Origin of the sequence: Streptomyces tatrensis (genome assembly GCF_049310065.1) — a bacterium.
GTDB lineage: Bacteria > Actinomycetota > Actinomycetes > Streptomycetales > Streptomycetaceae > Streptomyces.
The window spans coordinates 24,207-51,123 of sequence record NZ_JBMDLB010000006.1 but is presented as its reverse complement, the minus strand read 5'-3'; the positions used below and the strand labels follow the sequence as shown (position 1 = coordinate 51,123).

Annotated in this window: 28 protein-coding genes; 17 read left to right on the top strand and 11 right to left on the bottom strand. The window is 69.1% G+C overall.

The window, feature by feature from the left end; all coding sequences use genetic code 11:
• Positions 1-183 precede the first annotated feature (183 nt).
• The 10 genes from ACODT5_RS03360 (at position 184) to ACODT5_RS03315 (ending at position 11,178) form a co-directional block, all read left to right on the top strand.
• Positions 184-489, top strand: coding sequence for a helix-turn-helix domain-containing protein (locus tag ACODT5_RS03360; protein ID WP_266888259.1), 306 nt, complete (start codon positions 184-186; stop codon positions 487-489).
• Positions 490-1,422: 933 nt separating this feature from the next.
• A complete protein-coding gene (locus ACODT5_RS03355) occupies positions 1,423-2,892 on the top strand; it encodes a helix-turn-helix domain-containing protein (RefSeq protein ID WP_422517675.1) in 1,470 nt (489 codons plus the stop codon).
• Positions 2,893-2,902: 10 nt separating this feature from the next.
• Entirely contained in the window at positions 2,903-3,754 is an 852-nt protein-coding gene (locus ACODT5_RS03350) for a DciA family protein (RefSeq protein WP_422517674.1), read from the top strand.
• 347 nt (positions 3,755-4,101) lie between these two features.
• A complete protein-coding gene (locus ACODT5_RS03345) occupies positions 4,102-5,649 on the top strand; it encodes a competence protein CoiA family protein (RefSeq protein ID WP_422517673.1) in 1,548 nt (515 codons plus the stop codon).
• A gap of 321 nt (positions 5,650-5,970) precedes the next feature.
• Positions 5,971-6,180, top strand: a complete 210-nt coding sequence (locus ACODT5_RS03340; RefSeq protein WP_422517672.1) for a hypothetical protein — start codon at positions 5,971-5,973, stop codon at positions 6,178-6,180.
• Positions 6,181-6,265: 85 nt separating this feature from the next.
• Entirely contained in the window at positions 6,266-6,970 is a 705-nt protein-coding gene (locus tag ACODT5_RS03335) for a restriction endonuclease (protein WP_422517671.1), read from the top strand.
• 269 nt (positions 6,971-7,239) lie between these two features.
• Positions 7,240-8,820 carry a hypothetical protein gene (locus ACODT5_RS03330; RefSeq protein ID WP_422517670.1) on the top strand — a complete coding sequence of 527 codons (1,581 nt, stop codon included), beginning with the start codon at positions 7,240-7,242 and terminating at the stop codon, positions 8,818-8,820.
• Between the two features lie 125 nt (positions 8,821-8,945).
• Positions 8,946-9,266, top strand: coding sequence for a hypothetical protein (locus ACODT5_RS03325; protein ID WP_422517669.1), 321 nt, complete (start codon positions 8,946-8,948; stop codon positions 9,264-9,266).
• Between the two features lie 141 nt (positions 9,267-9,407).
• The gene (locus tag ACODT5_RS03320) at positions 9,408-10,289 is read left to right on the top strand and encodes a hypothetical protein (protein ID WP_422517668.1); all 882 of its coding nucleotides are present in this window, start codon (positions 9,408-9,410) and stop codon (positions 10,287-10,289) included.
• Positions 10,290-10,455: 166 nt separating this feature from the next.
• On the top strand, positions 10,456-11,178 hold the full coding sequence (locus ACODT5_RS03315; RefSeq protein WP_422517667.1) for an HNH endonuclease family protein: 723 nt from the start codon (positions 10,456-10,458) through the stop codon (positions 11,176-11,178).
• A 20-nt stretch (positions 11,179-11,198) separates the two neighbouring features.
• On the opposite strand, the gene ACODT5_RS03310 is transcribed toward ACODT5_RS03315, so the two are convergent.
• A complete protein-coding gene (locus tag ACODT5_RS03310) occupies positions 11,199-11,396 on the bottom strand; it encodes a hypothetical protein (RefSeq protein WP_422517666.1) in 198 nt (65 codons plus the stop codon).
• 260 nt (positions 11,397-11,656) lie between these two features.
• On the opposite strand from ACODT5_RS03310, the gene ACODT5_RS03305 reads away from it, so the two are divergent.
• A complete protein-coding gene (locus ACODT5_RS03305) occupies positions 11,657-11,962 on the top strand; it encodes a hypothetical protein (RefSeq protein WP_422517665.1) in 306 nt (101 codons plus the stop codon).
• A gap of 233 nt (positions 11,963-12,195) precedes the next feature.
• Here the strand turns inward: ACODT5_RS03305 and ACODT5_RS03300 are convergent, their stop codons facing one another.
• The 5 genes from ACODT5_RS03300 to ACODT5_RS03280 form a co-directional block, all read right to left on the bottom strand.
• A complete protein-coding gene (locus ACODT5_RS03300) occupies positions 12,196-12,594 on the bottom strand; it encodes a hypothetical protein (protein WP_422517664.1) in 399 nt (132 codons plus the stop codon).
• Between the two features lie 61 nt (positions 12,595-12,655).
• Entirely contained in the window at positions 12,656-13,255 is a 600-nt protein-coding gene (locus tag ACODT5_RS03295) for a hypothetical protein (protein WP_422517663.1), read from the bottom strand.
• Positions 13,252-14,526 carry a DUF7224 domain-containing protein gene (locus ACODT5_RS03290; RefSeq protein ID WP_422517662.1) on the bottom strand — a complete coding sequence of 425 codons (1,275 nt, stop codon included), beginning with the start codon at positions 14,524-14,526 and terminating at the stop codon, positions 13,252-13,254. The genes ACODT5_RS03295 and ACODT5_RS03290 overlap by 4 nt, the downstream gene beginning before the upstream one ends.
• A 1-nt stretch (position 14,527) precedes the next feature.
• Positions 14,528-15,271, bottom strand: coding sequence for an ATP-binding cassette domain-containing protein (locus tag ACODT5_RS03285; RefSeq protein WP_422517661.1), 744 nt, complete (start codon positions 15,269-15,271; stop codon positions 14,528-14,530).
• Positions 15,272-15,388: 117 nt separating this feature from the next.
• Positions 15,389-15,793 carry a hypothetical protein gene (locus tag ACODT5_RS03280; RefSeq protein WP_422517660.1) on the bottom strand — a complete coding sequence of 135 codons (405 nt, stop codon included), beginning with the start codon at positions 15,791-15,793 and terminating at the stop codon, positions 15,389-15,391.
• Positions 15,794-16,487: 694 nt separating this feature from the next.
• Here ACODT5_RS03280 and ACODT5_RS03275 point away from each other — a divergent pair.
• Positions 16,488-17,672: an amidase domain-containing protein gene (locus tag ACODT5_RS03275; protein ID WP_422517659.1), complete on the top strand. Its 1,185-nt coding sequence runs from the start codon at positions 16,488-16,490 to the stop codon at positions 17,670-17,672.
• A 17-nt stretch (positions 17,673-17,689) separates the two neighbouring features.
• Positions 17,690-18,112: a hypothetical protein gene (locus ACODT5_RS03270; protein ID WP_422517658.1), complete on the top strand. Its 423-nt coding sequence runs from the start codon at positions 17,690-17,692 to the stop codon at positions 18,110-18,112.
• 329 nt (positions 18,113-18,441) lie between these two features.
• On the opposite strand, the gene ACODT5_RS03265 is transcribed toward ACODT5_RS03270, so the two are convergent.
• Genes ACODT5_RS03265 through ACODT5_RS03255 form a run of 3 tightly spaced genes read right to left on the bottom strand, consistent with a single transcriptional unit; the run spans position 18,442 to position 20,948 of the window.
• Entirely contained in the window at positions 18,442-19,017 is a 576-nt protein-coding gene (locus ACODT5_RS03265) for a uridine kinase family protein (protein WP_422517657.1), read from the bottom strand.
• A 60-nt stretch (positions 19,018-19,077) separates the two neighbouring features.
• Positions 19,078-19,626 (bottom strand): flavoprotein, encoded by a 549-nt coding sequence (locus ACODT5_RS03260; RefSeq protein ID WP_422517656.1) that lies wholly within the window; start codon positions 19,624-19,626, stop codon positions 19,078-19,080.
• A complete protein-coding gene (locus tag ACODT5_RS03255) occupies positions 19,623-20,948 on the bottom strand; it encodes a dehydroquinate synthase/iron-containing alcohol dehydrogenase family protein (protein WP_422517655.1) in 1,326 nt (441 codons plus the stop codon). Before ACODT5_RS03255 ends, ACODT5_RS03260 begins: the two co-directional genes overlap by 4 nt.
• A 375-nt stretch (positions 20,949-21,323) precedes the next feature.
• Between ACODT5_RS03255 and ACODT5_RS03250 the strand changes: the two genes are divergently transcribed.
• Positions 21,324-22,664 carry an NsdA family TPR-like regulatory protein gene (locus tag ACODT5_RS03250; RefSeq protein ID WP_422517654.1) on the top strand — a complete coding sequence of 447 codons (1,341 nt, stop codon included), beginning with the start codon at positions 21,324-21,326 and terminating at the stop codon, positions 22,662-22,664.
• Positions 22,665-22,815: 151 nt separating this feature from the next.
• A complete protein-coding gene (locus tag ACODT5_RS03245) occupies positions 22,816-23,394 on the top strand; it encodes a hypothetical protein (protein ID WP_422517653.1) in 579 nt (192 codons plus the stop codon).
• Between the two features lie 264 nt (positions 23,395-23,658).
• On the opposite strand, the gene ACODT5_RS03240 is transcribed toward ACODT5_RS03245, so the two are convergent.
• Together ACODT5_RS03240 and ACODT5_RS03235 are read right to left on the bottom strand one after the other, a co-directional pair.
• Positions 23,659-24,489 (bottom strand): hypothetical protein, encoded by an 831-nt coding sequence (locus ACODT5_RS03240; RefSeq protein WP_422517652.1) that lies wholly within the window; start codon positions 24,487-24,489, stop codon positions 23,659-23,661.
• Between the two features lie 217 nt (positions 24,490-24,706).
• The gene (locus tag ACODT5_RS03235; protein ID WP_422517651.1) at positions 24,707-24,856 is read right to left on the bottom strand and encodes a hypothetical protein; all 150 of its coding nucleotides are present in this window, start codon (positions 24,854-24,856) and stop codon (positions 24,707-24,709) included.
• An 808-nt stretch (positions 24,857-25,664) separates the two neighbouring features.
• Here ACODT5_RS03235 and ACODT5_RS03230 point away from each other — a divergent pair.
• Positions 25,665-25,892: a hypothetical protein gene (locus ACODT5_RS03230; RefSeq protein WP_422517650.1), complete on the top strand. Its 228-nt coding sequence runs from the start codon at positions 25,665-25,667 to the stop codon at positions 25,890-25,892.
• Positions 25,889-26,464, top strand: a complete 576-nt coding sequence (locus tag ACODT5_RS03225; RefSeq protein WP_422517649.1) for a sigma-70 family RNA polymerase sigma factor — start codon at positions 25,889-25,891, stop codon at positions 26,462-26,464. Before ACODT5_RS03230 ends, ACODT5_RS03225 begins: the two co-directional genes overlap by 4 nt.
• The last annotated feature ends 453 nt before the right edge of the window (positions 26,465-26,917 follow it).

The window sequence follows — 26,917 nt, the reverse complement described above, 5'->3', positions numbered from 1 at the left end:
GCCGCCAGTCCGAAGTGACCGATCCCGTCAGATCTTCACGGTTCGGCGGCCAGCGTGACGGGCTATCAGAGGAGTGCCGAACTGCGCCCGCATGGTGGGCTGGTGACACTGCCGTCGAGACAACCCTTCCAGAGGCCCAATGGTGTATCTTTCAGGGATCGATTGATCATGAGAGGCTGCGCCATGCCCGACCCGGACCGCTTGAAGCAGGTCGACGCCCTGCTGGACGGCCTGGACGACGTCCTGCCACCGCCGCGCGTGCGCGCACAGTTGCGTCTCGCGGCCGGCCTCACGCAGAGGGAAATCGCGGAGGCTGTGGGCGTGAAGCGCGTAGCTGTGGCCCGTTGGGAGCTGGGAGAGTCCCACCCGCGGCGCCCTCACCGAGCCGTCTATGGCCACCTGCTCAAGCGGCTCGCGGAGCGTTTCCCCGAGGCCGCTGAGCTGAATGAGGGCATGCCGACGCCGACCTCCGAAGGGGGATCGGGATGACCTAGAGGCCATCGACCGCGCGCCAGAGGCGGATTAACCACCCGCTGGCCGTCGCGCGGTCCGTCTGCCGACCGGATTAACCACCCGCGTCGGCCGCTCAGGTCCCAGTTAGCGCTGGTCCTGAGCTGCGGCTCACCGAGCCGCTCGTTTCTCTCGGCCCCTAACCAGGGCCACAAACACACCAGGCCACTAACCACGGCCACCACAGCTGTAGCTAGCAGTTGCTTCACCCGCGGGCCCCCACCACAGGGGCTTCGCAGTTCGGCAGATCCAAGAGGGAGGAGAAATCTCCCCCCCGCCCGATCGGTGTCTGCCCCGCTTCTCACGAAGGGGGGCTCACCCGTCACATCCGAACAGATGGAGGTCGGTCCAGCCCCGAGGGGCTCGGTCGGTCCAGCTATATGGAAGGTGGGTCGTTCTCATAGTGCACGAGAGTGGTGTCCCTTGTCAGCTTGGCCTTGTCCGTTTCACACCGGTTCAGGCCCGGCGGACGTCCCGCTTGTCCGGATCGCGAGGCGGTTCATGCGCTTTTGTGGAGTTCATCCCGGAAATTAGATCTCCTGCACGGGGCTCCAGGGTCCGCGCTTTCGGGGTGGTCTCGGTGCGCGCGGTCGCGATGCCGGCCGCCCCGGTCATGCACCCGCTTGCGGAGGTCATCGACAAGTCCGTCGACGGCGGTGTCCGCGAGGGCGGCGTCCCGTGTGGCGGGATGGGTTCCAAGATTGTTGCCCGCCGTGCGGGAGCGCCGAGGGGTACCGGGGCTGAGCGGCCTCTGTCCACAGGCTGCCCGGTGCAGGGTCGGCAGATGGATCACGAATCAGCTCCAGACGGAGGTGTCCGCTTTGGCGCGTACACCTGCCGGATGGCTACTCAGACGGCGTTCGGCAGTTCGGCTTCTTCGGTGTTCACCGCTCCGGTCGGGGCGGTGGGCTGGTGAGCGGTGTGGCGGCGACGGCCGCCGTGCTGCTGCCTGCTCCTCGTGCGTCGGTCGACGATGTCGCGGTCACGGTGCTGCCTGGGCTGTTCGTGCCGGAGGCGTCGCAGTGGCTGTCGGCGACGTCGGGCCGGGTCGCGCTGGAGGGCTACAGCTGGATGCAGGCGGTCCACTGGGTCGCCGGGTCCGGCCTGTATGAGCCGCGCCGCTACCGGTCACACGGCCCTCGCTCGTTCGGTGTGACGACGGTGCGTGTCGCCCAGGAGCTCGCGCAGCTGTCGCCGTGCCGTCCGGGCATCAGGTACCTGATGCGTCGTGTCGGCTTGTCGGAGCGGGCGGTGCAGGACCACCTGCGCATGCTGCGGGAGACCGGTCTGCTCGCGTACGTGGTCAAGGGCACCCGGGTCGCAGAGGAGGGTGGCCAGGCGTCGGAGTTCGCGCTGATGGTCCCGCCTGCGTTCGATGTCGCGCTGGGGATCCGTACGGTGCTGCGGGACGAGGCCGCGCCCGCGTACACCCGTGCGATGACCGGGATCGCGGACGCCGGCCGGGGGCTGATGGCGAAGCTGGCGCGCAAGGCGTCCAGGAAGGTCCGCAAGCCCCGGAAAGCAGCTCCTGGGACTCCGAAGCCTGCCCGGGAGAGGGCTGCCGGGGCGTCTGAGACGGCTGTTTCCGGTGAGGCCCGTTGCACCCCAATGCAGGTGGGTAGTTCTAGTTCTTCTTCTGCGGCTACTACCTCGCTTCCCTCTGAGACGACAGGCATCGCCAGCGGGAAGAGCGAGTTGTCCATCAGGAAGGTGTCCGGCGACAAGGCCCGTCGTGGGGTCAACACGGTGGGGCGCCGCTACCAGCTGGCCGCTGAGCTGATCCGGGAGGTCTCCTGGCTGGGCCGGGCCTCCACGCCCCGGATCGCCTGGGTCATCCGGCACGTCGCGGACGCGGGCTGGAGCGCTGCTGAGGTCCAGGGATGGCTGCACGCCCGCGGCGAGGTCGACACCGTCCACCGCGCCTCTGGCCTCCTGGCCACCCTGCTTTCCGGCGCCCACGAGATCGTCCAAACCCCCGAGGCCCGGGCCGGGCTGGTCTCCGACTGGCGCGACTCCCGTATCGCGGCCGCCCGCCGCCACCAGGAGCTGGAGGCCGTACCCCAGGGTCCGTGCAGCCAGGCCGCGAAGGCCGAGTGGCTGCGCTACGACACTGTCCGCCAGGCCCTGCCCTCCGACTACGACAAGACCTCCGGGACCGTCGCCGACCGGCACGTGGGCCACGCGATGAGCGCCCAGGAGGTCGAGGAGATGCGGGCCCTGGCACAGGAGGAGTACAGCAACGGCCGAAACGACCTGGTCCGCGTCATGATCACCGACTTCGGGCGGGGCGGCGCCGAGGTCGTCTTCGGCGCCGAGCTCGTCTACCGCGCCCTGAACATCCCCCGCCCCACCCGCCCGATGACCGCTGCGAACCGCTGGTAAGGAGCCCTCGATGACCGACGCGATCAACACCCCGCAGGCCCCGGCAGGATCCGGTGTCGACCTTGCCCGCCAGGCCCTCGCCGCCGCCCGCGCCGCAGCCCAGCAGCGCGGTGACCGCCCCAGCGGCTCCCGCAAAGCCCACCGCCCCCGCACCACCCGGCAGCCGGACGGCCGCGAACCCGTCGGATTCGCCGCGCTCCTGGCCAACCTCGTCACCGACCGGGCCTGGGAACTCCCCTCCGCTGGCGGCTCTCTGACCGACGAGTGGCAGAGCATCGCTGGCGACCTCACCGGCCACGTCGCCCTGGCCGGGTACGACGCCGAAACCGGGGAACTCGCCGTACGCCCCGTATCCAACCCGTACGCCACCGCCGTCCGGCTGCGCACCCCCGCGCTCATCGAGGCCGCCAACCAGGTCATGGGCAACGCCACCGCCGTGCGCACCATCCGCATCCTGCCGCCCGGAACCGCGCCTGCCTCAGCCCCGTCACGGACCGTGGACTCCGTGGAGACCCCTCCGCCGCCTGGACCGGACGGAACCGGGGAGCACTACCGGGCGCCCGCCGGCTACCGCGACGCCATCGCTGCACACCGCAGGGCGAGGACCTCGAGGCCGGTGGACCCTGTGCACCAGGCCGCTGTCGAGGGCCAGATCCGTAGTGCCTGGCGGGAGCCCGAGCATCTTTTCGTGGAGGGACAGGCTGAGCTCGCCCGGCTCCGAGAGCGGGCCGACCTCGAGAGTGAGAGGCGTTCCTCGCACGCGCTCGCTGTCGCCCGGGCTCGGGCCGAGAGGGCCGGGCTCACCCAGCTTCCGCGCCAGGCCACGGCTCTCCCGTCCGGGACCCTGGACCGCACCGCCTGAACACCCAGGCGCCGGTCGGTGTAGATCCCGAAATCGCGGGCTCGTGGACATCGTTCCGCGCCCGCGTGCTGATGGCTCACCCAGGTCATGCCGGGCGGTGCGCGCAGCAGCGGCTCGACAACACCCGACACGCCCGCCCAGCACGGTCGAGTCCGTTGCGCAGGCGGAGGAAAGGGTCCAGGTCAAGCTGGCGGCGGTGGGCGGCCGGTTCCCGTAAACACCCGAGCGTTGTCAGTGCCGAGCGCAACAATCAGGTGGCATCACCCATATGGAGCACTGGGAGCATGATGGATCGACGCCTCATCCAGACTGCGGTCTTTGGGAGTTCGGAATCTGACGAGCCGGCCTTGTGTCCCGAGACGGTGGAGGAGCTGGACGCGTTCCGTCTGGAGCATGCGGACGACACCATATGGTGCGGCACCAAGTTCGAGGGCGGTTGCGGTCGCCGGCTCACGACGCGCCGGTACACCGAGAAGATCTGCCACTTCGCCCACTACGGCACCGACGGCACCGGTGAGCAGTGCGCCCGTACGGCGAAGGGCAAGGACAGTGCCAACCACCTGTTCGCCAAGGCCCACCTCGCGTCATGGCTGCGGACCCAGGGTGTCACCGCCGAGTTCGTCTACCTCGAGCCGTTGGGCTCCGCCGTGCGGGCCGAGCTGGATGACGGGCGGACCTTCCTGGTTCATCTCGACCGCAACCGTCCCGTCGTATGGGACGACGACTCCTGGGAGCTCGTCCTGGGCCCCGGCGTCCCCGTGGTCACCGACATCCTGAAGCGGCGGGGGTATGTGCACCGCATCCGCTTTGAGGACCGGCCCGGCGGCGGCCGTCTCATGAGGTTCGGTACCGAGCTCCCCGGACAGGGCACGACCTGGGAAAACCTGGACGCGGTCACGCTGACCTCCCAGGGTGTGAACACCGTGATCAGGCCCGCCGCGGTTCGCGTACCTCTGGCCGAACTCCCGCGGCAAGCCACAGCGGACCAACGGACCAGTGCTTCTGTCGCCCGCACCCAGCTGCTCGCGGTGACTGCCGCCCGCCAGAACGACCCCGTCAAACGCGCGCTGCTGCACCTCGACCGGGCCCTGCGCGACCAGCAGGAACAAATCCCCGTTGCGATCAATGCCATCCGCCAGCTTCTGGAGACGACCCAGACGCCGGAGAACGTCGGCCGGCTGCGTATCGCTCTCAGCCGTGTACACGCGTGGACGGACCAGCGTGCCAGGCACCGCAAGGAGGTCGTAGGCCAGCTGAAGGAACGCGCTGCCTACGGACTTCTCCTCGAAGCCACCGAGCTGCTGAAGGACCGGGACGCCACAGCTGAGGAACGAGAGACCGTCCGCCTGGCATGGCAGCGGTACGACGAGGAACAGGCCGCGAACCAGCGTGCGCAGGCCGAGAAGCGCGAAGCCAGACAACGCCAGCGCGAAGCCGAAAGGCAGCAGCGCGAAGCTGAGCAGAGGCAGCGGGAAGTAGAGCGCCATGCGCGAGCTGAACACGCTGTTAACGAGCGTCGTCGTCTGACCGAGGCCGCGGAGCGCCAGGCGCAAGCCGACATGGTCGCCTATCTGGCCCCGTTCCTTTTCGGCGCGCTGAAGAAGGCAGCCCGCGAGGGGCGCACCACCACCTGGGAGGAAGTCGGTGAGAAGACCGGACAAAGGCAACTGGGCCGTCTCTCTCACCAGGACAGGCTGGACCTGCTGAAGGCGATCGAGAAGAAGACCCTCCCCGGAAAACCCCTGTGGTCGGCTGTGCTCTCCGCCGCCGGCACCAGTGATGCACTCCGCCTTCACCGCGGAATCTCCGACCTTCTCCAGCGGTCCGTCCCCGACAACGACAGCGACCTCCTCACCCAGCTCACCGCGGACTGCGCCCAGCTCCGCCGCCAGTGACAGGACCGTTGCCAGCCCCCGCGCAAGGCGTAGAGGCCGTGTCGGCGTTGACGGGGCCACGGGCTTCGCTGGCCCGGTCCACACCCGCACGCGGTCATGGAGGAGGCTGCCAGCGGTCCGGCGAAGTAGCCCGCGCGTCCTGGACCATCGGGCGATGACGGACCTGAGTTCCCCGAACGCGCGGTCCCGCCAGATTTGGCCAGTGCAGTGCATTGCCGCCAATCCCAGGTGATCGGGTCACAGCCCTGCTGACCTCCAGCTACACAAGACCAGGGGGCTGTCGTCCGCTGCCCCGTGGGTTGTGGCGGGGGGACTGGGCGCTTGCTGACGATCAACGTGGCGGTACTGCTGGTGGTCATCGTTGCGCTGCGGCTTCGCCGCCGCACCGAGGCCCGGAGCAGGTTCGACGAGAAGATGACCGTGCTCATCGTCCTGGCCCTGGGCATCATGCTCGCACCCACCGAAGTCGGTCAGGGCATCGCCAACTTCATCGGGCAACTCGTCAGCAGCGTCTCCCAGGCCAAACTGTGACCGGGCCTGGCTGGCTACCGTCCCGAGCTGCAGAGGGCACCGCTGTCCAGAAGCCCTCCGGGGCTTCGTCCCTGGGGAGCACGCGGTGAGCGGGCGTCGTCGTCCTGTCCGACGTTCCGGCCGGCGGACCCGGCGACGGAAGGACCAGCACCTGGAGCAGCTGCTCCTCGCCGCTCTCGCGGCCGCCGTCGTGATCAGCGTGGTGGCCGCAGCCCTGCGGTGGCTGTCCGCCCACCCGTGGACCGTGGCCATGATCCTGCTGGCGGCCGCCGCCGGTACAGGGTTCTGGGTGTGGCGGCGCAGGGAGGCCGCACGGTGGGAGCAGGTGAGGGCGAGCGGCCTGCGCTTCGCCCTCGGGCAGCTCGACGCTCTGCATCACCGGGCGTTCGAGTTCGCGGTGCGGGACCTGATGCGCCGCGACGGCTGCGCGGATGCCCGGCAGGTCGGCGGGCGGGGCGACAAGGGAGCGGACGTGAAGGCCACCGACCCGTACGGGCGCCGGTGGGTGATCCAGTGCAAGCACAGGAAGGACGGCTGGTCGGGCAAACCCGTCGGGAGCCAGGACCTGCAGGTCCTCAACGGCACCGGCCGGCAGGTCCACAACGGCGACGTCGTGGTCATGCTCACCAACGGCCGAATCACCGCCGACGCCACCCAGTTCGCGAAATCCCAGAAACTCCACCTCGTCGACCGCCACCTCCTCGCTGAATGGGCCAGCGGGTCCCGGCCCCTGTGGGAGCTGCTGCGCGCTCTTCCTCCAGGCGGCCGCCGGGCCACTTCGGCGCCATGAAGCCGAATGACGGCCGGCCCATCCCGGAGCTGAAGAGTCTGCGGCCGTAGTACTGCTGCAGGCCACACCGGCGCGGGACCCCAGCCTGACTGCCCCGTGGTCTGGTGGAGCCAGGGCGTACCCCACTCTTCTGGCTTTCCGCGTGGTGAGTGACCGGCGGCGACATGCACCGCCGCGCCGTGTGGCTCAGCGTGACGGACCCCTGTCGGATTGTCAGAGGTGCCCTCTACCGTGAATGCCGGGGTTGCCGTCAAGGGGGAGGGCACAGCGTGGCCAACATCGTCTGGCACACCGCGTACAGGTTGCTTCTCGATCTCAAGCAGGAAGACCTCGGGCACGAGAACTTCGATGACCTGTGGGAATTGCTTTATAGGGCGGACCGGATGGCGGCCCAGCGCAATGTTCCTGTCGCCGAACGGGGGCTGCAGTGCGGCGGCGTCTGCAGGGACGCCGGCGTGGTCGCGTGGATGTACCTGCGGCAGCAGGCCAACGGCCGCCGCGAGGCCGTCCACGAACGCAAGGAGGACGAGGACCGCCACAAGGCTCCGATGAGCGACGAGCACAAGGCATACCAGGAACGGATTCTGCGGGCAGCCGAAGAAGGCGGCTTCCATGGTGACTGCGAGGTCCGTACGCCCGTCGGGCGCAGTAGCTTCATCCAGACCGACACCCTGATCGAGGGCGAGGGTGGACGGCGAATCGGGTGGGAGGTCCAGCTATCTTCGGCCGGGTTCGACGGGCCGAGCAGCGTGAAGGCCCGGGCCTCGAAAGCTGCGAAACGGGGGATCACTCCGGCGTGGCACACCGACCGGGCGGACTACGCGCGCCGAAGCGATACCCAGTGGACCAGGAGTAACAACCTGCCCGCCCACGTCATCGCGCAGATCGGTGACCTACGTGTCATCTCCGGCTACCGAGCCCTGGACTTCTGGGTATGCGACCTGCGGGCGCTCTACCCGTGCCCGGACGGGGTCCGTCGTTGCGGCAAGCCGCACGTCACTCCCAAGCCGCGTGATGTGCTGTTCGATGATCTCGTGCGCCGGACGGCGGCCGGAACGATTGTGCCCGTCGAGTACCTCAGGGGAACCAAGGTCGACAGGTTCTGGGTGACCGACGCGGATCGCGATCGCCTTGCCGAACTTCAAGCCGGCGTCATCATCCTGCCCTCAACCCGGCCGGATGACTCCAGCTCGAAGACGAGCCCCAACCTGCCCACATGCCGTCCCACAACGAGCTTGAGCGGGTCCCTCCCGGCAGCCACCGTGGCGTCCGATGCGCTGGCTCTGATCCCGCAGCAGCGAGCCTTGGCGTCAGCGCCGCCCCTGGGCGAGGGCTTCGATCCTGGGCTTCAGCCGCAGAGCCGCCCCGCAGCGGTCTCCGCGCCTTCGCCGCCACACGGCTCAGGGGAAGCCAGTCACGCTGATCCCGAACAGCTGACACGCCCGACCGCCGACTTCCCTACAGAGATCGAACCGATTCGTGCAGGTGGGATCGCCGACGCACCCACATTCCCCGATGACCTCCTTCAACTGCAGGAGCGCCTCCACGGTGCCCACGCCGAGTACCGCGCCTACCTGGCCGAACTGCCCTGGAGCGTGGAACCCACCCCTGGCTGGACGCGAGGTGAGCGTTTCTCGCACCGTGGAGACGTCCCCGACAGTCCTGGCTGGAGCGGCGAACAGAAAGAGGCCGTCGACCGGATGCGGACGGAGCTCCGGGATCTGTCGGCCGCGGTCGTAGACCACCCCCACCGGTCCACCGTTCCACGGGAGGACCTGGTGGACGCCCGGATGCAGCTCAAGAAGCAGACCCGCCCGGTGGAACCCGATGTCGTGACCGAGGCGGCATAGCCCGTCTGGTGTGCGCCGCGCCGGCGCGGGCCCGAACCCCAACGTTCTCTGGGAGCCCGCGCCGTACTGGGGCGTTCCGGGGCGCCTTCCCGGTCGCTGTCAGTGTCGGGCCCTAGGCTCCGGCCGTGGCTGATATCGAACTCACCGACGACCTGATCCTCCTCCAGAAGCGCTCCGACACCGCGTGGGTGCGGGTTCAGGAGATTCAGGACCGCCACGGGCGGCCCTCGGCTGAGGGCGGGTGGACGGATGACGCCCATTCCGAGTGGGACACCGCATGGAAGGTGTGGGGCGACCAGACCGACGTCGTTCGCGAGGCGATCGCGGCGTGGGCGGGAGAGAGCGGGCAGAGCCGAATCAACATCGAGGGCCGGTTGAAGGGTGAGGTACGAGGGGGGAAGGGCCCCCAGATCTGGCCCGAGGCCAAGGAGCCGAACCAGGAGTAAGTGGCAGCGCAGCCCACCGGCGCTCGTCAGCGCCTGCGCCCCTGCCGACCCGCACGCGGAACTGCTCCGTGCGGGCCAGCGACGCGCGGTGTCCTGCGGGGTGCGGGCCGGTCCGGGGCGGTGAGCGGGAGACTGCCGCCCATGGACGTGGGCTCGGTGATGCTGGAACTGAACGCAGTACTCCCAGCCGAGTTCACCGCGGCCCGGGCCGCGTACGTGGCCCGGGCCCGCAAGGCCGGGGACCGTGACCTCGCCGCCGCGATCACCAAATTGCGCAAACCGACCGTCGCGGCGTGGACCGCCGGTCTGCTGGCCCGCCTCCGACCCAAGGAGGCCGAGCAACTCCTCCAGCTCGGCGAGGCGCTGCGTGGTGCGCACCGAACGCTGGACGGCGAGCAGCTGCGGAAGCTGTCGCACGATCAGCATGTGGTGGTCGGTCGCCTCGCGCGTACAGCGCGTTCGCTCGCTGCCGAGGCCGGCCAGAGCGTGAGCGAGCCGGTCCTCCACGAGGTCGAGCAGATCCTCCACGCGGTCCTCGCCGACAGCAACATCGCAGCGCGGTGGGCGGAGGGCCGGCTGACGAAGGCCCCGGACGCCGTGCTTGGCTTCACCGGCCTTGAACCGCTGCCCGGTGCGGCTCCACCCAGGCGGGAGGCAGCGGCCCGGCCAGCTGGCCCCACGACGAAGCGGGCCCCAGCGCCGGACTCGGGCGGGAGGGCGGAGCAGGCACGGCGTGAGCGTGTGGAGGCGGCCCGGGCGGAGTTGGCCGAAGCACGGAACGAGGCGGACCGCCTGCATGCCGCCGAGGCCCCGGCTCAGGAGCTGGCGGACAGCACGGCGGCCGCGGTTGCCGCGATCGAGGAGGAGATTCGGGCTGCGCGTGAGCGGCTGGAGGCGGCGACCACGGCGCGCTCGGACGCGGCCGCCGGCTTGAGCGAGGCCGGGCGAGCGGCCGCGAAGGCGCAGAAGCGGGCGGAGACTGCGGCACGGAAAGTTGAGAAGCTCGGCGGCTCCGAGGGGTGAGCAGCCGTTCGCGGCGGAGCTGTATGGGCCGATCCGCCGCGGAGCCATGAGGCCGGCTGAGCCGGTGGCGAAGTGCCGATTCTGCGGTGAATTCGGTCGCCCACCCGGGTGACCCGCCTTCTGGACTCCTCCCGCAGACGGCGGCTGGACGGCTACAACGCGGGACGTGATCAAGAACCTGCTGCAGCGCGGTCTGCCCGCGTTCGCCCTCGCCGCCCTTCCCCTCCTCACCGTCTCCCCGGCCGCGCACGCGGCCGGCCCCCAGCAGGCGTTCGCCGCTGGCGCCCCGGCCAGCGCGACACCCGCGCTCCGGGCGCCGTTGCCGTTGTTCGAGGCCGTCGACCTGATTCCCGTGGCCGATGAGCAGCGCGAGGGCTACAAGCGGGACCTGTACAAGCACTGGAACCGCGGGCTGAACCCGACGGACGGTTGCGACACCCGCAAGGAGGTCATCCTCTCCGAAGCCGTCGAGTCCCCGGCCGTCGCGACCGGGTGCAAGCTGACGGGCGGGGCGTGGGTGTCCCCGTACGACGACGTCACGGTCACCGACGCCGCCGGCCTGGATGTTGATCATTTCGTGCCCCTGGCCGAGGTGCACGACTCCGGTGGCTACGCCTGGAGCGCGGCGCGCCGGGAGGCGTACGCGAACGATCAGGCTTCTCCGCTGACGCTGATCGCGGTGACCGCGAAGTCGAACAGGTCGAAGGCGGACAAGGACCCGGCTCAGTGGATGCCGCCAGCTGGTGGCTACCACTGCGAGTACGCCGCGCAGTGGGCTGCGACGAAGCTGCGCTGGAACCTGGCCGCGGACGACGCCGAGCGCCATGCGCTCCTCGGTCTGGCTGAGGACTGCCCGACCACCACCGTCGTCTACGAGCCCGCACCATAGAAGGCGTACGCGGCTGATTCTCAGGGTCCGCCGAGGCGGGATCCGAGCCGGAACCTCATCTCGACAGCGGCCCGGCGCACGTCCTCGGGTTGCTCGGTGTCTTCGAGTAACCCGAGGAGCACCATCAATGCGCGCGCTTCGTCCTCGCTGACCAGCTTCAGGCGCGGCTCGGTTACCCCGTCGAGCAGCACGTCGAGGAGTTCCATGGTCTCGTCCATGCCAGCAACAACGCTGAACGGGCTCGCACGTCACCCTGTCTCATGCCCGACACCGCACGCTGAGGAGCACCTGTGACCATCCAGCTCAACCCGGCCGACATCGGCTCCGTCCTGCTCGCCGACGGCTGGCACCAGGTAGGCAACTTCAGCACCGGTGAATCGCCTTTCGGCGATGGAGCAATCTGGTTCGCCTTCACTGAGACGTTGGAGGGGGCCTGCCGGGGTCCCGCCTCGCCGGTCCGGTCTCCGCGATCCAGTCCGTGGCCTTGCGCGAGGGCCGCGAGCCGCAGCCGTCGCAGGCGGAGGAGATCGCCCGCCTGGTGAAGGGCCAAGTTGAGGACGAGACGGTCTACTTCGAGTTCGGCAGGGTGGAGTTCGAGCTCTGGCTCGGGCCTGCGCCCGGCGGCTGGTCGCTGGCCCGCCTGGGTCAGCGTGACGACGCCCGCCCCTACGGATACAGCAAGGACGACCGCGCCGGCACGGTCGCGAGCGCCGTCATGGGGGACCTGAAGACCGGAGACCTGCCTGGGCCGGCCCGAGACAAGACCACGTCGCCGTCCCGGTGACACCACCGTGTTCGTCGACGCCGCCGGGACATCCGCCAGTGCAAGCAGATCAACCGGTCCTGGGGGTGAGTACGAGCCAGCGGCACCTGCTGCGTTGGGTTATACGCTCTCGAGGCCTCTGGCCTGACAGAGCGGGATGTTGCCGCTGCGATGGCCTCTGCACTCGTCCCTGGGGCGGACTCGCGGACCGATTCAGTCCACGAGACCGCCCCAGGTGCTAGCGGCTTGGTGCCTTAGTAGTCGACGCGCACACCGGTCGCTGATATGTAGAAGCCGTCCGGCAGCTGGACCTCGAAGTAGTAGTTGCCGGAGGCGAGGCGGCCCCAGGACTTGAGGTTGCAGGGACTCGTCTTGCCGCCCTTGCCCTCGTCCGGTCCGAAGACGTCCTTCCAGACTTCTACCTTGAATTCGCTCGGGATATGGGGCTTACCGCTGCAGCCCCACAGGGAGACAGTGGTGTTGCGGGCGTCGGTGTTCTTGTCGGTCCAGCGTCGGGACTCGTCGCCGTTTCTGAAATCGGTGATCGAGGAGGTGAAGTAGCCCTCGGCGTGCGCGGGGGCGATGCCGGCGGCCAGGGTCAGGATGGCCGCGGCGGCGGCGCCGCGGATGGCGCGCGTGCGTATGTGGTGCACGTTTCTCCTTGTAAGGGGTGCGACGGCCTCTCGTTCGGAGACCGGGTCTGGGTGTGGCGGACTAGAGACCCCGGATGGTCAGGGGCGGTCGGCGCCATGTCACTGCGAACGCCATACCTGCTGGGAGCAGGGCGGTGACGAGGAGCAGTGCGGGGAGGGAGTCGGCGGGGTGGAGGATCCAGGCCCACTGCTCGGGTTGGCCGTTGCGGGCCCAGCCGGTGGCGGCGCAGATGAGGGGGATGCAGGCCAGTGCTGAGGTGGACAGGTGCTGGCCGAGGAGGGGCATGAGGAGCAGGGCGAGTGCGGTGTAGCCGGCGAGGTTGCGGCCCAGGACGGTGGTGAGGCCGTCCGAGCCGATGAGGCGGCTGACCACTGCGGTGCTTAGTCCCAGGAGGCCGATGGCCCCGGCGAGTGCGGTGTCCCAGACGCGCAGGGGCCGGCTTGCGACCGTCTCGGTGGCGAGGTCGCCTCGGCCCGTGCCGTAGAGAAAGACGATCGCCGGCGCCAGGGTGATCAGGTGCCCGATGAGGAAGTCGCCTGATGCTCCGGTCAGCGCGGGTACGGGGAGCTGGGCGTCGCCGATGAGGAGGCCGAGGGCGATGGTGGCGATGAGTGTGGCCAGTAGGGCGGGGACCGCGCGGGTCTTGCACCACCAGATCACTGGCTGTTCCCGGCAGCGAGGGCGATCGGGGGGGTGTCGTTGCAGTTGGCCATGGCGGCGGTGTTGCGCTGGTACCAGTCGAGCTGGACGTTCTTCGGCTGGCTGAGGATCTTCTCGGTGACGAAGGCGACGTCTCGGGGGTCGAAGCGGCCCTCGATGAGGCGGGTTTCCCCGGTGGCTGTGGCGTAGAGCCAGGCCGCGACGGGTCCTTGAGCAGCACCGGCGGGGTACGGGTCTCCGTTGAGGGCGCAGGTGGGGGGCTGGGGAAGGAATCCTGAAACGACACCGGCCGCGAGGTCGCGGGGGGTGGGTTGGGTGGGGATGCCGAGCTTGCTCTCCCCTGGGCCGGGTTCGGCCGCCATGGTGAGGGTGGGCGCGATGGTGAGACCGGCCTTGGCCAGGCGGTCGGTCGCGGCCCGGGCCCCGCTGGCGATCACGTCGGCTTGGGGTTCCAGCTCCGGCCACAAACATACTTTGGGGGTGCCGTTGTCGCAGGCCAGTTCGGAGGTGGGGCGGGCGACGACCGGGTCGTAGTCGACGTCCCGGGCCAGGTAGCCGGCGATACCGGCGCCCGAAGCCGCCACGACCAGGGCGGCCGCGGCTGCCGGGAGGGTGCCCCGGAAGTGGATCAGGAGCATGGCGGCGCCGCTGATGGCGAGGGCGAAGACGGCGCCGGTCCACAGTGCGCGGGGGTCGATGACCTGGTCGACAGCGCAGCAGCTGTCGAGGCTGCTGGCGACGAGGTGCCGGATCCAGCGGATGTTCCAGGACGCGGGGTAGGCGTTGGCGATGAAGGCCACGATCAGTGCGAGGGGGGCCGCGAGCACGCCGGGCAGGATGCGGCCCAGGACGGCTCCCGCGAGCGTGTTCGCGATGAGGATGGCGGTGGAGACGGCGAGGATGCCCAGGTCCGGGACGCCGAACCCGAGGTCGGCGGCGGCAGCGGCCGTGGCGAACGCTGCGAGAAGGGCGAGCAGGCCCATGACGACGACCGGGGCGAGAGCGGGGAAGGCGATGGCCAGCGGGGAGCGGACCGGACCCTGGTCGAAAACACGTCCTCGGCGGAGGCGTGCGCCTTCCCATGCCCCGGCAGCCGCGCACGCGGCGGCGATGAAGGGCTGGGCGAACGTCGCGGTGCCCGTTGCGGAGGGCCAGTACAGCGGCGTCACCCAGGTGGTGAGGTCGTCACCCAGGGCCGTGACCACGAACAGGGCGAGCAGGGGCAGCAGCCAGGTCGCCGAGGAGGACCGGATGATGGTGCGCAGCAGCATCTCAGACCTCCTTGCCGACGAGGCGGGCGTAGGCGCTCTCCGCGTGCGCGCGGGGCGATTCCCCGTGGTCGGCGAGCTCGTGGAACTGGGCGGTCGTGCCCTGGAACCGGACGGTCCCCTCGTCCAGGACGACGACCTGGCTGTAGAGGTCGAAGAGGTCTTCGGTCTGGTGGGTGGAGACCAGGACCTGGACGTCCCCGGTGAGTTCCTCGACGAGCCGGCGGAACACGGACCTCTGCTGCGGGTCGAGGCCGGCTGTCGGCTCGTCCATGAGGATCAGTTCGCTGCGGTGCGTGAGGGCGCCCGCGATGCCCATCCGGCGGAGCTGGCCCCCGGAGACCTGGTGGCTCTTGCGGTCGGCGAGCTTGCCCAGCAGCATGCGGTCGAGAGCACGCTCGGACGCCTGCCAGGCGTCACTGCGGGACATTCCCTTGAGCCAACCTGCGTAGGCGACCTGTTCCCGGACGGTGAGGCCTGGCATCGGCGTCACCTGCTGGGGAATCCAGGCGACCTGGCGGCGGAAGTCTGCCCTCTCGCGGCGCTTCGCGGGATCGAGGTCCTTGAAGGACAGCCGGCCACTGTGGGGATGCAGCTGGGATGAGGCCAGCGCCATGAGCGTCGACTTGCCGGCGCCGTTGGGTCCCAGGAGGACCGTAGCGGAACTGTCCAGGTGAAGGTCGAACCCGTTGAACACGTCGTTCCTCCGGGTGTACCGGAAGGTTACGCCGTCGAATACCAGAGCCATGAGGTTGCGCAATCCGCCGCCCGGAGCGCGGGCGGCTGGTAGAGGTTCGCTGAAGCGCGTGCCGCCTCAAGAGCCCGATGGACTAGGCATCTTGAGGCGGTGGTCACGCGATGTGTATCAGTACAGGGCCGATACGTTCGTCACCGTCAGATGCTGGCCGTATGTCAGCCCCGTCAGCCTGAAGTAGTACTTCGCCGCTGCCTTGTCGCCCCAGCTGACGTAGTTGCAGGTATTCGACCGGGCCCCCTGCGACTCGTCCGGGCCGAAGACGTCCTTGTACAGCGTCAGCGAGGCACTCTTGAAGCCGAGACTGCTCGTGGTAACGCAGTCGCTGAAGCCAACCAACGTACTGACGCCATCGGAGTTGCGGTCATCCCAGCGGCGCGATTCGTGGCCAACCTCCCATCCGGTTATGTGGGAGTTCCAGCTGCCCTCCGCGTGGGCGGGCGTGATGCCCGCCATGCCGAGAAGCGCGGCGCCGACCAGGGCGCCCCGTACGGTTTTGCGGTTCATGAGGCTCATGCCGATCCAATCCCAGACACAGGAAGTAGTGGGACGGCGCGAGACGAGGTTTGTGCGGCGCCTGCATGCCCCCCGGCCACGCCAAAAGCGCGATTCGAACGTTCGAACGCTGAGTAAAGTACCCATCAACTCAGTGACCGGCCAAGCGGTTTCAAGTCGTTTGACTTGAGCGTGGCCGCAAGGGTTGTCGGTGTATGTCCAGCTAGACAAGCCCCTCGTCAGGCGAGGTCGGAGAAGGTCTCCTCTGTCGCTCTCCAAGGCGCCACCGCCCCTGAGGCCGTTCGCCACATGCGGCCCTAGCCGATGCCTATCTCGCGCGGCCACCTGGGAAGATTGGCTGGGAAGCGCCGCCAGTGCCCGGACTCCGGGATGGCGAACGAGTCAGGCCTTGGTTGCCGGCTCCCTCGCCACCGGAAGGTCGACCGCCAAGCGCTTGCGTGGGCAACCGCCACGGCTGGGCTGCGACGGCTGGCCGGCCCCAAGGGCTGATCACCGACGCGGCGGCCTCCTTGTTCATGAGTGGTCCCCTCTGCAGTGAGGCGACCCGGCCATGGTGGAGCTGGAAAACCATGGAGGACCGCACAACCGGCCATGTCCGGGACGATTACCGGACAGATGATCGAATTGGTTCGCTGTCGAGGCATGAATGGCCGTACAACTTTGATCGATCATTCAACACATCCGGGGGGATAACTTGAGTAGAACCAGAGTTCCCGTACGCGCTGCCAGCGCCGTGACACTGGCGCTGGCCTCACTCTCGCTCGGCATAGCCGCGCCCGCCTCGCAGGCGGCGGAGACCGCGCTGCCGACCGCAGACAAGAGCCAGCTGGCGCAGATCGCCGACACCTACCTCCAGCGCCGAGCCGACGCCGTCACCCTCTCGCGAACCCAGACTCTGCGTGCCCCGGCACCTCTTGCGCTGACCGCGCAAGCGGCCGACGTACTCGGAGGCGAGATCACCGCACTGCAGGCCAACGCTACGACGCTGGAAAAGCGCTGGAGCGGATTCAGCCGTGCCGAAGTGACCGTCATTCCTGGCAAGGGCACGGTCAGCGGTGACACCGCGACGCTGGCGATCGAGGAGGAAACCCGCCTGTACCTCGCCGACGTCAAGGAGGGTGCCACGATCACGTACACCACGTACGTCCTCCCTCACACGCTGACGTTCAAGCGTGCCGCGGACGGCGCGTGGAAGCTCGCGGACGATCAGACACCCGCCAACGGCTCTGGGCCCGCGGTGCCCACGCAGCTTGAGGGTCCCGCCACTTTGAGCGAGCCGGTCCCGGACGACGAGATCCTGCCCGCTCCCGTAGACGAGGGCCCCAAGCCTCCGCCCAGCAGCGACGTGCCCGGCGGGGACGCACCGCTGAGGGACAAGACGATGGACGGGCCCCTGGCCGGGTACAACTACACCTCGATGGTCAACTACGCGAGGAAATACAGCCTCCGCGGTAACGGCAACTTCCGTACCTACGGGCAGGACTGCACCAACTTCATCTCTCAGGCAGTTGCGGCCGGCGGCTGGGCACAGACGTCAGGTGGCATCTTTGACCGGGCGAACACCCGAAAGTGGTGGTACGGCAGCTTGAGCTCGACGACCAGTTACACCTGGGCCGGCGCGGAGAACTGGTACTGGTTCGCCCGGAACTCTGGCAGGGCAAAGAACATCTCCAACGTCTGGAACATGTTCCCGTCCGATGTACTCCAGGCTGACTGGGGTCCGAACCCCAACAGCAACCTCAACCACACGATGATGGTCACGGGCCGGGAGGGAGGCATGCTCTACCTGAGCTACCACACCCCCAACTCGGTCGACATGCCTCTCAGCTACATCAAAGCCAGGAACCCCGGCACATGGTTTTACGCCCACCGCACCTGACACGAAGGGTGAAACCCATGAAGAGGGCCCTCGCGCTGCTGACAGTGCCTGTTCTGTGCGCAGCACTCACCGCCTGTTCTTCGGATGACAAGGAGGGCAGGAGCGAGAGGCAGACCGCCGAGAGGTACATCGCCGCGCTCAACGCCCGGGACCCTCAGGGCCTCATCGACCTGGATCTTCGGGCGCCGGGCAAAACCGGGGTGAAAGAGGACGCCGACAAGCTGATAGCGGAGAACGGCGGCCGCGGCTACAAGATCTCGAATATCAACGTGAGCAAGGAGTTCGAGCCGACCATCGCGAGCGTAGGCATCACCGGCACCGACGGCACCGGCAAGCCGTTCAGCATGTACGTCATGATGAACGAGAAGGACGGCGACTGGGTCATCGGCCTGGGCAAGCTCCCCATCAAGGGCACACCCAAGCCGACCTCCAAGATCTAGCGTATCGCCGTTCCGGGGGCCCACGTCTGAAAACGCGGGCCCCCGGAACGGCACCGCTCACTCGGTCTCCCACCGGCCCAGGAGCTGAGGGAGGCCCACTTCGACGGATGTCCGGGCGCGCCCCGCCCGGGTCCGCCGCGGGTTCAGAAACCTGCACGCGAAGAGGGGTCGGCCAGCCGGGCGAGAGGCGGGCGGAGCCCTGAGCGGCCATGCCAGTGTGGGTGTGCGCGGGGCATCACTGCGCGGTGATACACCGTTAGCCCCCAACATGCGCCGACCGCAATGGTGCAGGGGTCACCACCCCGCGAGGGGCGGCGGCCCCGTGCTGGCTACAGGGCCGAGGTGTTCCGGCGCTGCCTGGCCAAGTGAGTCTGAAGCTCGGCGGCGAGCTCGGCGATCGTGCGAGTGCCGTCGAGGACAAGGTTCGCGTGCTCACGGGTGGGGGCGACGTGGCGGGTGTAGGAGCGGTGACTGGTGTCGTACCCGAGGAGGCCTGGGGCCGGGTCCTGGCCCTCCTGAAGTTTCCGGAGGGTTTTGCGGACCACGCGGATGGCGGCGGGGGTGTCGACGTACACGCTCAGCGCGGCGATGGCGGTGAGCTCGGGCAGGGCGAGCGCGAAGGTGCCTTCCACGATCACCAGCGGAGCGGTCGCGTGCTCGGCGAGCGCGGTCTTGATGAGGGCGCTGTCCAGGGCGAGCGGGTCGCTGAAGTCGACGACCCGGCCTGGCCCGTCGAAGCGGGGGACGCTGGGGGCCAGGTCGGGGTCGCGGTGGTAGCAGGAGTCGAGTTGGACCAGCGCTGCCCCGGGCACAGTGTCGGCGAGGGCCCGGGCGAGGGCGGTCTTGCCGGAGCCGGCACCCCCGCCGATGAGCAGGAGCTGCTGGGGGTGCTGGTTCACGTTCACGTGCGCGGTGCCTCAATCCAGGGGGCGGGTTGAGGTCGCGATTTTAGCGGCGCAGGGCAGTCAGCTCTCGTGCTTGTGCCGGTGTGCTGCCGCGGTGGCGAGGACGGTTCCGGGGATCGCGCCAATGCCGCCGGTGGGGTTGTCGCTGGTGAGGGGCGGGGTGGGGGTGCTACCCAGGATGTGGTGGCCGTCGGCGGTCAGTAGCCCGATCGTGCGGCGTGTCGCAGGGCTGTTCCACATGCGCTGGTTCATGGAGGGCTGGAAGTACACGCCGGGCCCGTGGGCGAGGATCAGTGCGGCGAGGAGGGTGTCGGCGAGGCCGGCGGCCGCGCGGGCGAGGGTGGTCGCGGTGGCGGGGGCGACGATGAACCAGTCGGTGTCCTGGAGGAGCCGGATGTGCAGCGGGTCCTCGGGGTGCGCCTTCCAGTGGCTGTCGGTGAAGACGGGGACGGGCAGGTCCGGCAGGAACAGCTCGGCGGCGGTCTCGGTGGCCACGACGGTGACCTTGCGCGCGTACCGGCCCGCGTCGGCGACGAGCTCGGCGGCTGCGGTCGCGGCGCTGGACCCGCTGACGCCGAGCAGCAGATGTTCGGCGCGGCGACCGGTCACCGGATGGTCCGGGGCCGGGGAGCTGCCTTAGTCATGGCCAGGAGGTCGGGCCGGCCGGTGTGGCGGGCCAGGTGCGTGATGCGCTCGGTGAAGACCCCTCGCCACCACATGCCCGCGTACAGCTCCCCGGTGTGCAGGAGCGCGTCCTCGACGGCCGCCAGAGCGCGGTAGAAACCGAGCACGGAGCCCTGGTCCGTCGTGGAGGCGCGGTGGAGCTGGTCGAGGAGGGCGGTGAGGCCGGCGCCGTCGGGGAGCACGGTGAGGATGCGGGGCGAGAGCAGCCACTTGCGGGGCGGCGGCAGGACGCCGGCCTGGGCGAAGCCCAACTGTGCGAGGAGCTCGAGGAGATGGGTGGCCAGGTGGCGCCAGGCGTGTTCCTCGGTGCGGAGAACGCCCTGGTAGACGGAGCGCCAGTAGGTGGAGGCGTACCGGCTGGCGAGCGGCGGCAGGAGCCAGTCGCCGATGGTGTCGACGGCGTGGTGGCGCAGCCACACCTGGTGGGTGGCGATGACGCCGGTGGGGTCGTGGAGGACCTGCATGGTCGTGTAGTTCTCCAGGTCCTCCAGGTACTGGCCGTCCAGGTTGGGGTCCTGGGCGCTGAAGGCGGTCAGGACGCGGGTGTGGAGGATCTTGAGGTTGAGGACCTCGGTGTCGGTCAGGACGGGGCTGACTGGGGTGTCGCCGAGTGGGCCGGCCAGGAGGTCGAAGAGCTCCGGGTCGTCGACGATGGCGATCTTGAGGGCTTCGCCGTACGCGGAGACGAGCTGGGGGCGGGGCAGGGTGGTGAGGGCGTCGAGGTGGATGTGGACCTCGGCGGGGTGGGAGAACGTCCCGATCAGATTCTTCTGGCGGGGGTGGTTCACGCCGGTCTTCCCGCCGATCGCGGCGTCGATCATCGCGAGGAGCGTGGTGGGGACGTAGGCGGCGCGCACGCCCCGGAAGTACAGGTTGGCGACCAGGCCGGTGAGGTCGCAGAGCACGCCGCCGCCGACCGCAGTCACGGTGGTCCGGCGGTCGACGCCGGCTTCGTGGAGCACCGTGATGATCCGGGCGGCGTTCTCCAGGTTCTTGCCAGCCTCGCCGGGTTCCACCACCAGGTGGCGGCCCGGGACGAGGAGCGGGCGCAGGCAGTGTTCCCACGCCGTGTACAGGCCGCCGTCGATGAGGAGGAAGTCCCCGCGGCCGGCGAGCGCGGCGACGGCCTCGGTGAATCCGGTCTCGGCGACGTCGATGTGCGTGGTGTCGTGCCGGACGACGGCCGCGGTGAGCCCCTCGGCGCGCAGGGTGACGCGGATGCCTTCGGGCTGCTGGGTGGGATGCATGGACGGGCTCCTTGCTCGGTGTCGGCGCGGGTGACGGGTCCGGCCCCGGACTCCACCAGGAAGTCCGGGGCCGGCCGAGGGCTGTGCGGGGTCAGCAGGGGCGGCCCGAGACGATGACGGGGCGCTTGCGCGGCTTGGGACTGGTCATGGGAGTGCCTCCCTTCCGGGGTCGGCGTTTCGCTGACTCCTCCAGGAAAGCGCCGCCGCCCGGCCGCGAACAGATTCGCGAGGGGCCCACGGGGGCCCACGGGGGCCCACGGGGGCCCGTGGGGAACCAGAGGGAACCATCCGGGTCCCGCGGGTTCCATTCGCTCACCGCCGGGGCCCTGTTGGAGGACCATCGGGGATGGGAACACTCTTTGTGGGGGTGGGGACGTGGACCGCGAACAGCATCCGCTGGCAGCTCTACTGCAGGACAACGGCTGGACCGGCGTCGGCTACCTGCGCCGCCTGGCCGCCCGCCACAAGGCGTTGGGCTACGGCGCCATCAGCGCGGACAAGAAGCGGATCTACCGCTGGCTCAACTCCGGCGTCGTGCCGGAGTGGACCGCCCAGCTCACCATGGCCGACCTGCACGGGATCCCCGTCGAAATGCTCCACGAGCGGCCCTGGCCGCAGTGGCTGGCCTGCGTCGGTCACGACGACCGGCTGCTCCTTGACCCCGCCTGGACTCCGGCGGACACCAACACCATCCTGACCAGCATGGCCGGAGGAACCATGGACCGCCGCGACTTCCTGATCGTCTCCGCCCTCGGCGCCGTCACCGCCCAATGGGCCACCGCACCGCCCGCCACCGCCGCGGGCGCCGGACAACGGGTCGGCACCGAGCTCGCCGACCTCCACGACGAACGCCTCGGGGCACTGCGCCGCCTGGACGACCAGGTCGGCTCCGGCGAGGTCTACCAGGCCGCCAAGACCGAACTCCGCATGATCACCAAGACCCTCAACCACCGCTCCTACACCGAGGAAGTCGGCCGACGCCTCTACGCCGCGGCCGCCGAGGCGTCCCGGATCTGCGGCTGGACCGCCTACGACTCCGGCTTCCACGCGGACGCCGAACGCCACTACGTCACCGCGCTCCGCGCAGCCGCGAGCGCCGGCGACCGGATCATCGGTGCGAACACCCTCGCATTCTGGGCCATCCAGCGCTACAGCACGGGTGACCCTCACGGTGCCCAGCACCTGGTGGAGACCGCCCTGGGCGCCGCACCCGCGATCGGGTCGCCGAGGATGACCGCGATGCTCCACGCCCGCTCCGCCCGCGCCTACGCCCGCGCCGGCGACCGCCGCTCCAGCGAGCGCGCCGTCGGCGCCGCGTTCGACGCCTACGACCGGATCGACAACTCCTCCGCCGAGCCCGACTGCACCTACTGGGTCAACCGCGGCGAACTCCACCAGCTCGCCGGCTCCAGCGCCCTCAACCTGTCCAACCCCGGCCAGGCCCTGACCCACTTCCGCGCCGCCGGTGCCGCCCAGAACAGCGACGCGTACGACGGCACCGCCTTCCCCCGGGGCGCGGCCATCTACCTCGCCCGCGAAGCCGAACTCGCCCTCGGCGACGTCGACGCCGCCCTCAACAGCGCCCACCAGGCCATCGAACACATGGGCGGCGTCACCTCCGCACGCGGCACCAGCACCCTCAAAGACCTCCGCACCCAGCTCTCCACACGCCGGACGATCCCCGCGGTCCGCGATTTCCTCACGGCCACCGCCTGAGCACCGGCCCCATGCTTTCGGGTGTTCCCTGCACGGCCGCCAATGCGCTTCGGCATGCTGATGAAGCTGCGATGGCGCGGACTCGTGCCTTCGGGCGTGGTGCTCGGCGGGTGATGTCCCGCCGACCAGCCGACAACAGGAGGAGCACGCCATGGGGTGGAAGTCGGAGGAGTTCGGGCCGTCGCACGAGGGCTGGACGGGAGCGCTTCTCGACGACGGGAACGAGCCGGGCCCGGTCTACCTGGACCCCGGAAGCGGCGCCAATTTCCACGAGACCCGCGAATGGTGGGCCTACAGCGGCATCCTGAACCGGCCGCGGGCGGCCCAGGCCCGGGCGGCGTGCGCGTGCGGTTGGCGGGGAACCACGACCTACCCCATCGACTGGACGACGGTGGACACCGCCAGCCTCTACGAGCCGGTCATCGACGGTCCCGAAGACGACTGGGAACACCACATCGCCGACGTCGAGTCCCGAACCGTACCCCTGCCCACCGAGCTCGCCGCCCTCCTGGAGCAGGTCGAGGACCAGCTCATCAGCCTGGCCAACGACGCCCCGCTCGCCGCACTCCGGGCCGTAGCCGCCCTCGAGCGCACGACCCGGCAGGCAGCCAGGACCGCCGCCTACAACGCCAAGGACGACGAGCTCACCGCAGAAGCGATCGGAACCGGCCTCGGCCTGTCCCCGGACAAGGCCGGCTCACGCCTGACCCACTACGCGCTCCGCCCGTGATCTGCCCCTGCCGCAAACTGGCTGACAGCGCCTGCACCTCGGATCGTCCTCCGAGCCCAGGCGGTGTCGCCATCCGGCAGGCACCGAGTCGGCCCGGCCATATCGCGTTGAATCAAGCTGGCCACCCTGCTCAGCCTTTCCAGCGATGACTCATGCCTCGCTCCCAGCTCTCCCAGCTGGGCGGTGCGCTGATCCCGCACCACGTCTACACAGGCCATAGAGGCCGCATGGCCGTTCGGGACCCCGAACGGCCATGCTCCGCGGCTACTCGGCCACCGGACGGCGACGGACTGGCTTGCTCTGTGTCATCTCACTGAGCGGGCGGGGCGCTGCCGCCCCAGCTTCGGCGTAGAGCAGGCGAATGTCCGTGACGAGCTCGGGATGGTCGCCAAGGTCGATGTGGCTGGGGTCGAGGGCGTAGCCGATCAGACCGGCCAGGCTATGGAGCAGGTCCGTCTGCCTGACCCCTCCCACGTGTTGGCCGGGGCGACCACGTGTCGCGATCTCTGACCGTTCGGACTGCAATGCATCCAGATGATCCAGCGACTCCCCCAGCTGATGGGGCCAGGGGGCGCTGCTGGGTGTGGGCTCGGCTCCTCCGGCCTGTTCAGCTGCCCATTTCGCCCGGCTGTGAGCCTGCAGAGTTTGGGCCGACCGGTCGGCTCGTTCTTGGAGGTCCGGGACTGAGACGAGCCGGCGGGCCAAGAGCTTGATCTGGGCCGCTTGATTTACGGCCCATGCCCGCTCGGTGCGTCGGTCACGCTGAGACCGGGCGAAGTCCACGCGTTCGGCCTGCGTCAGCTGCTTCCCGCTCGCTTGGTCGAGATCTTCGCGGAGCTGGAGGTAGCGACGCTCGGCCGCCTGACGGCTCTTGAGCTCCAGGGCGCCGGCAAGCCGCTGCCAGGTGATCTTCTTCCGGCGGGATGCGGCGATGAGGCGTACCTCGTCGGTCTGGAGCTTGCTCCTCAGCTCCCGGATGGCCAGCAGGCTGGCCAGCAGGTCCGTCTCGCTGGTCTGGTCATCGGCGTCGAACTCGACGTTGCGGATGACCCGGTCGTACTTCGCCGCGACCTCCCCCAGTGGGCGGGTAGGCATCTGGATACTCGGGTCGATAGCAAGTTGACCTCCCCATGCGTGGGGGTCCAGTGCGTGTGGATCCGTCAGGAATGACCATGCGTGACGCCGATCGGATTCCGCATTGACCGTTGAGCGGTTTGTCGTTAGCGGGATGACATCATTTGTCGTCTGTAAGGCGACTTCATCAGGGTCAAGCATTTGATTACCCTTCTCGAATATCTGTCTACCCTCGGGCCTACTGCTGGTTTCCAGCCTGTGGGGCATCCTCGCCGGGCCGGTTCCGCTTCCAGCGCCGGGCCGCCCGGGTGCAGACGGCGATCGTGAGCAGGCCCAAAGCCCAGGCGATGTAACTCGTCAGGATGTCGTGCAGGAGCTCATTAAACATGCAGGTCATTGCACCAGCGCGTGCCGGATCGCTGGGCTCTCCTTCCGTCGTGGACACTCCAATCGCGGCCCCGGCGGACAGCGGCTGGACACGTTTGGCCGTACCCAGCGACGCCAAGGCCGCAAGACGTCCAGTCGCGGATCACGCGACCTGGGGACGGCGACTTCTTTGTCTGAGGATCAGTCTTATGGCATGTGCCCGACCTCCCCGACCAATTCGACTGCGGCACAGCAATTCGCTAGGTCCCGCCACCCTTCAAGAGGTGGATAGCTGTCCCTGTTTGCTGCCGTCTGGAGCTATACCTCCATAAATTCTCCTTCCGTTGTGAACCGTTATAGTTCTTCCCTCCGAAAACGAGAGCACCATGTGCGTCGCGGACCCTTCCCTTGAGTACGGACCGGTCCGATCCCGCAGCCACCACACACGTGCCCGGCCGCTCCTCCACGCAACACGGCCAGTCCGTGGCCGAGCTCGCGAACGGGGACGACCCAACCGGTCCTGACCTGGCGCCGGCCATTGCGGGACGGGCGAACCTCGGATTGACCAGGGGAGAGCCCAGAGCTGTCAGCGCGCGAGGCCAACAGGACGCTGACCTGGGCGCCCGTGTAGGTGTGCGCGGGCGCGCGGGGGCGTACGAACAAGCGGATGCGCCCGCTCCAGAAACTTTTTGAAATCGGCCTGAACGTTCGGGGGTTGTTTTCGATTGGCTGTGAGTAGGAGCCGGCTTCGAGCCGCCTCCCGGCTGCCGGACCTGGGGGGAGGCACGCCTGGACTCTCAACTGATCCGCTTGGAAGGACTCCCTTCGACGTGAACAGCACCGAGCCCCTCGTCCTGGCGCTGATAGCCGCGACTGCCGTCCGGGTGTTCGCACCCGATGTGGTGAGAGGTCTACGGCGCCTGCTCGGCGCCGGTGTCCGGGTCGGCGCGGCCGAACTGTCCGCCCACCGTCTGCCGCACGCACATGTGGCCGTGCAGCGTGAGATGCCCTCCGTCAGCCTGGACGGGCCGGGGGAGCAGCCGTGGGGGAGCTCATGACCGACGCCGAGTACGACCCCTTCGGGGAGCAGGCCGTCTCCAGCGAGCTCGCCGGCGTCATGCCCGTGGAGTTCGTCGCCTTCCACTCCCAAAACCACCTCGCTTACCTCGAGTACGCCCACCTCGAACTCGGAGGCGAGGCAGCCGAGACGGTGGTGGAAGACGTCTTCACCTTCCTGCTGGAGGTCTGGCCGGACGCCCTGAGGGAGGCCAACCTCGCCGCGTTCGCCTGGGCCCAGCTGCGTGAGCACGTCGAGCGCTACCGGGCCCGCCAGGTTTTACCGGTCGCCCTGGTCGACACCGCCAAGTACGCGGCGCTGCGCCAGGGCTCACGCCGGAGACTTGAGCTGATCGAGTCCAGGTCGGGTGTGTACGAGGCGATCGCCGAGCTGCCCGACCGGCACTACGACGTGGTGCTGCTGACCCACGTGCTCGGCCTGGACACCCCGGAGGTGGCGCAGCGGATGGGTATCGCTGTGGGTACGGTGCGCTCCCACCTGCATACCGCGCGGCGCATGCTCGCGAAGAAGATCGGAATCGACTTGACTCCCGGAGAGGAGAAGGACCTGTGAACGACATGACCCGCCACGACGCGGAGGCCGGAAACGAACTGGACGAGGCTCTCGGGGACGCCGAGGTCTTCACCGACGAGTACGCCTCCTACGACGAGGACGCCGCCCGGCGCCGCATCGCCGGCCGGCTCGTAGCGGCCCGCCACAGCCGGGCCGTCACCTCGCCGAGGGCCTCCGACGCCAGACTCGCCCTATCGCCGACGGGCCGCTCCAGCAGCCCGGCGGAGCGCAAGCTCGTTCTCGACGCGGCCTGCAACGTGCGGGCCGCCCGCACCCTGGACACCATGGCCCGCGCGCTGGTCGACAGCCCGACCTTCACCCGCCTCGCCCTCGCTGCAGATGCCTGGCCCCACAGCCAGCCCTCAGCGCTCCTCTTCGCCAGCCTCCTGCACCTCTCCGGCCGGATGGAGGGCGCCCAGTTCTGGTTCCAGTACGCCGCCGGCGCCGGATCCG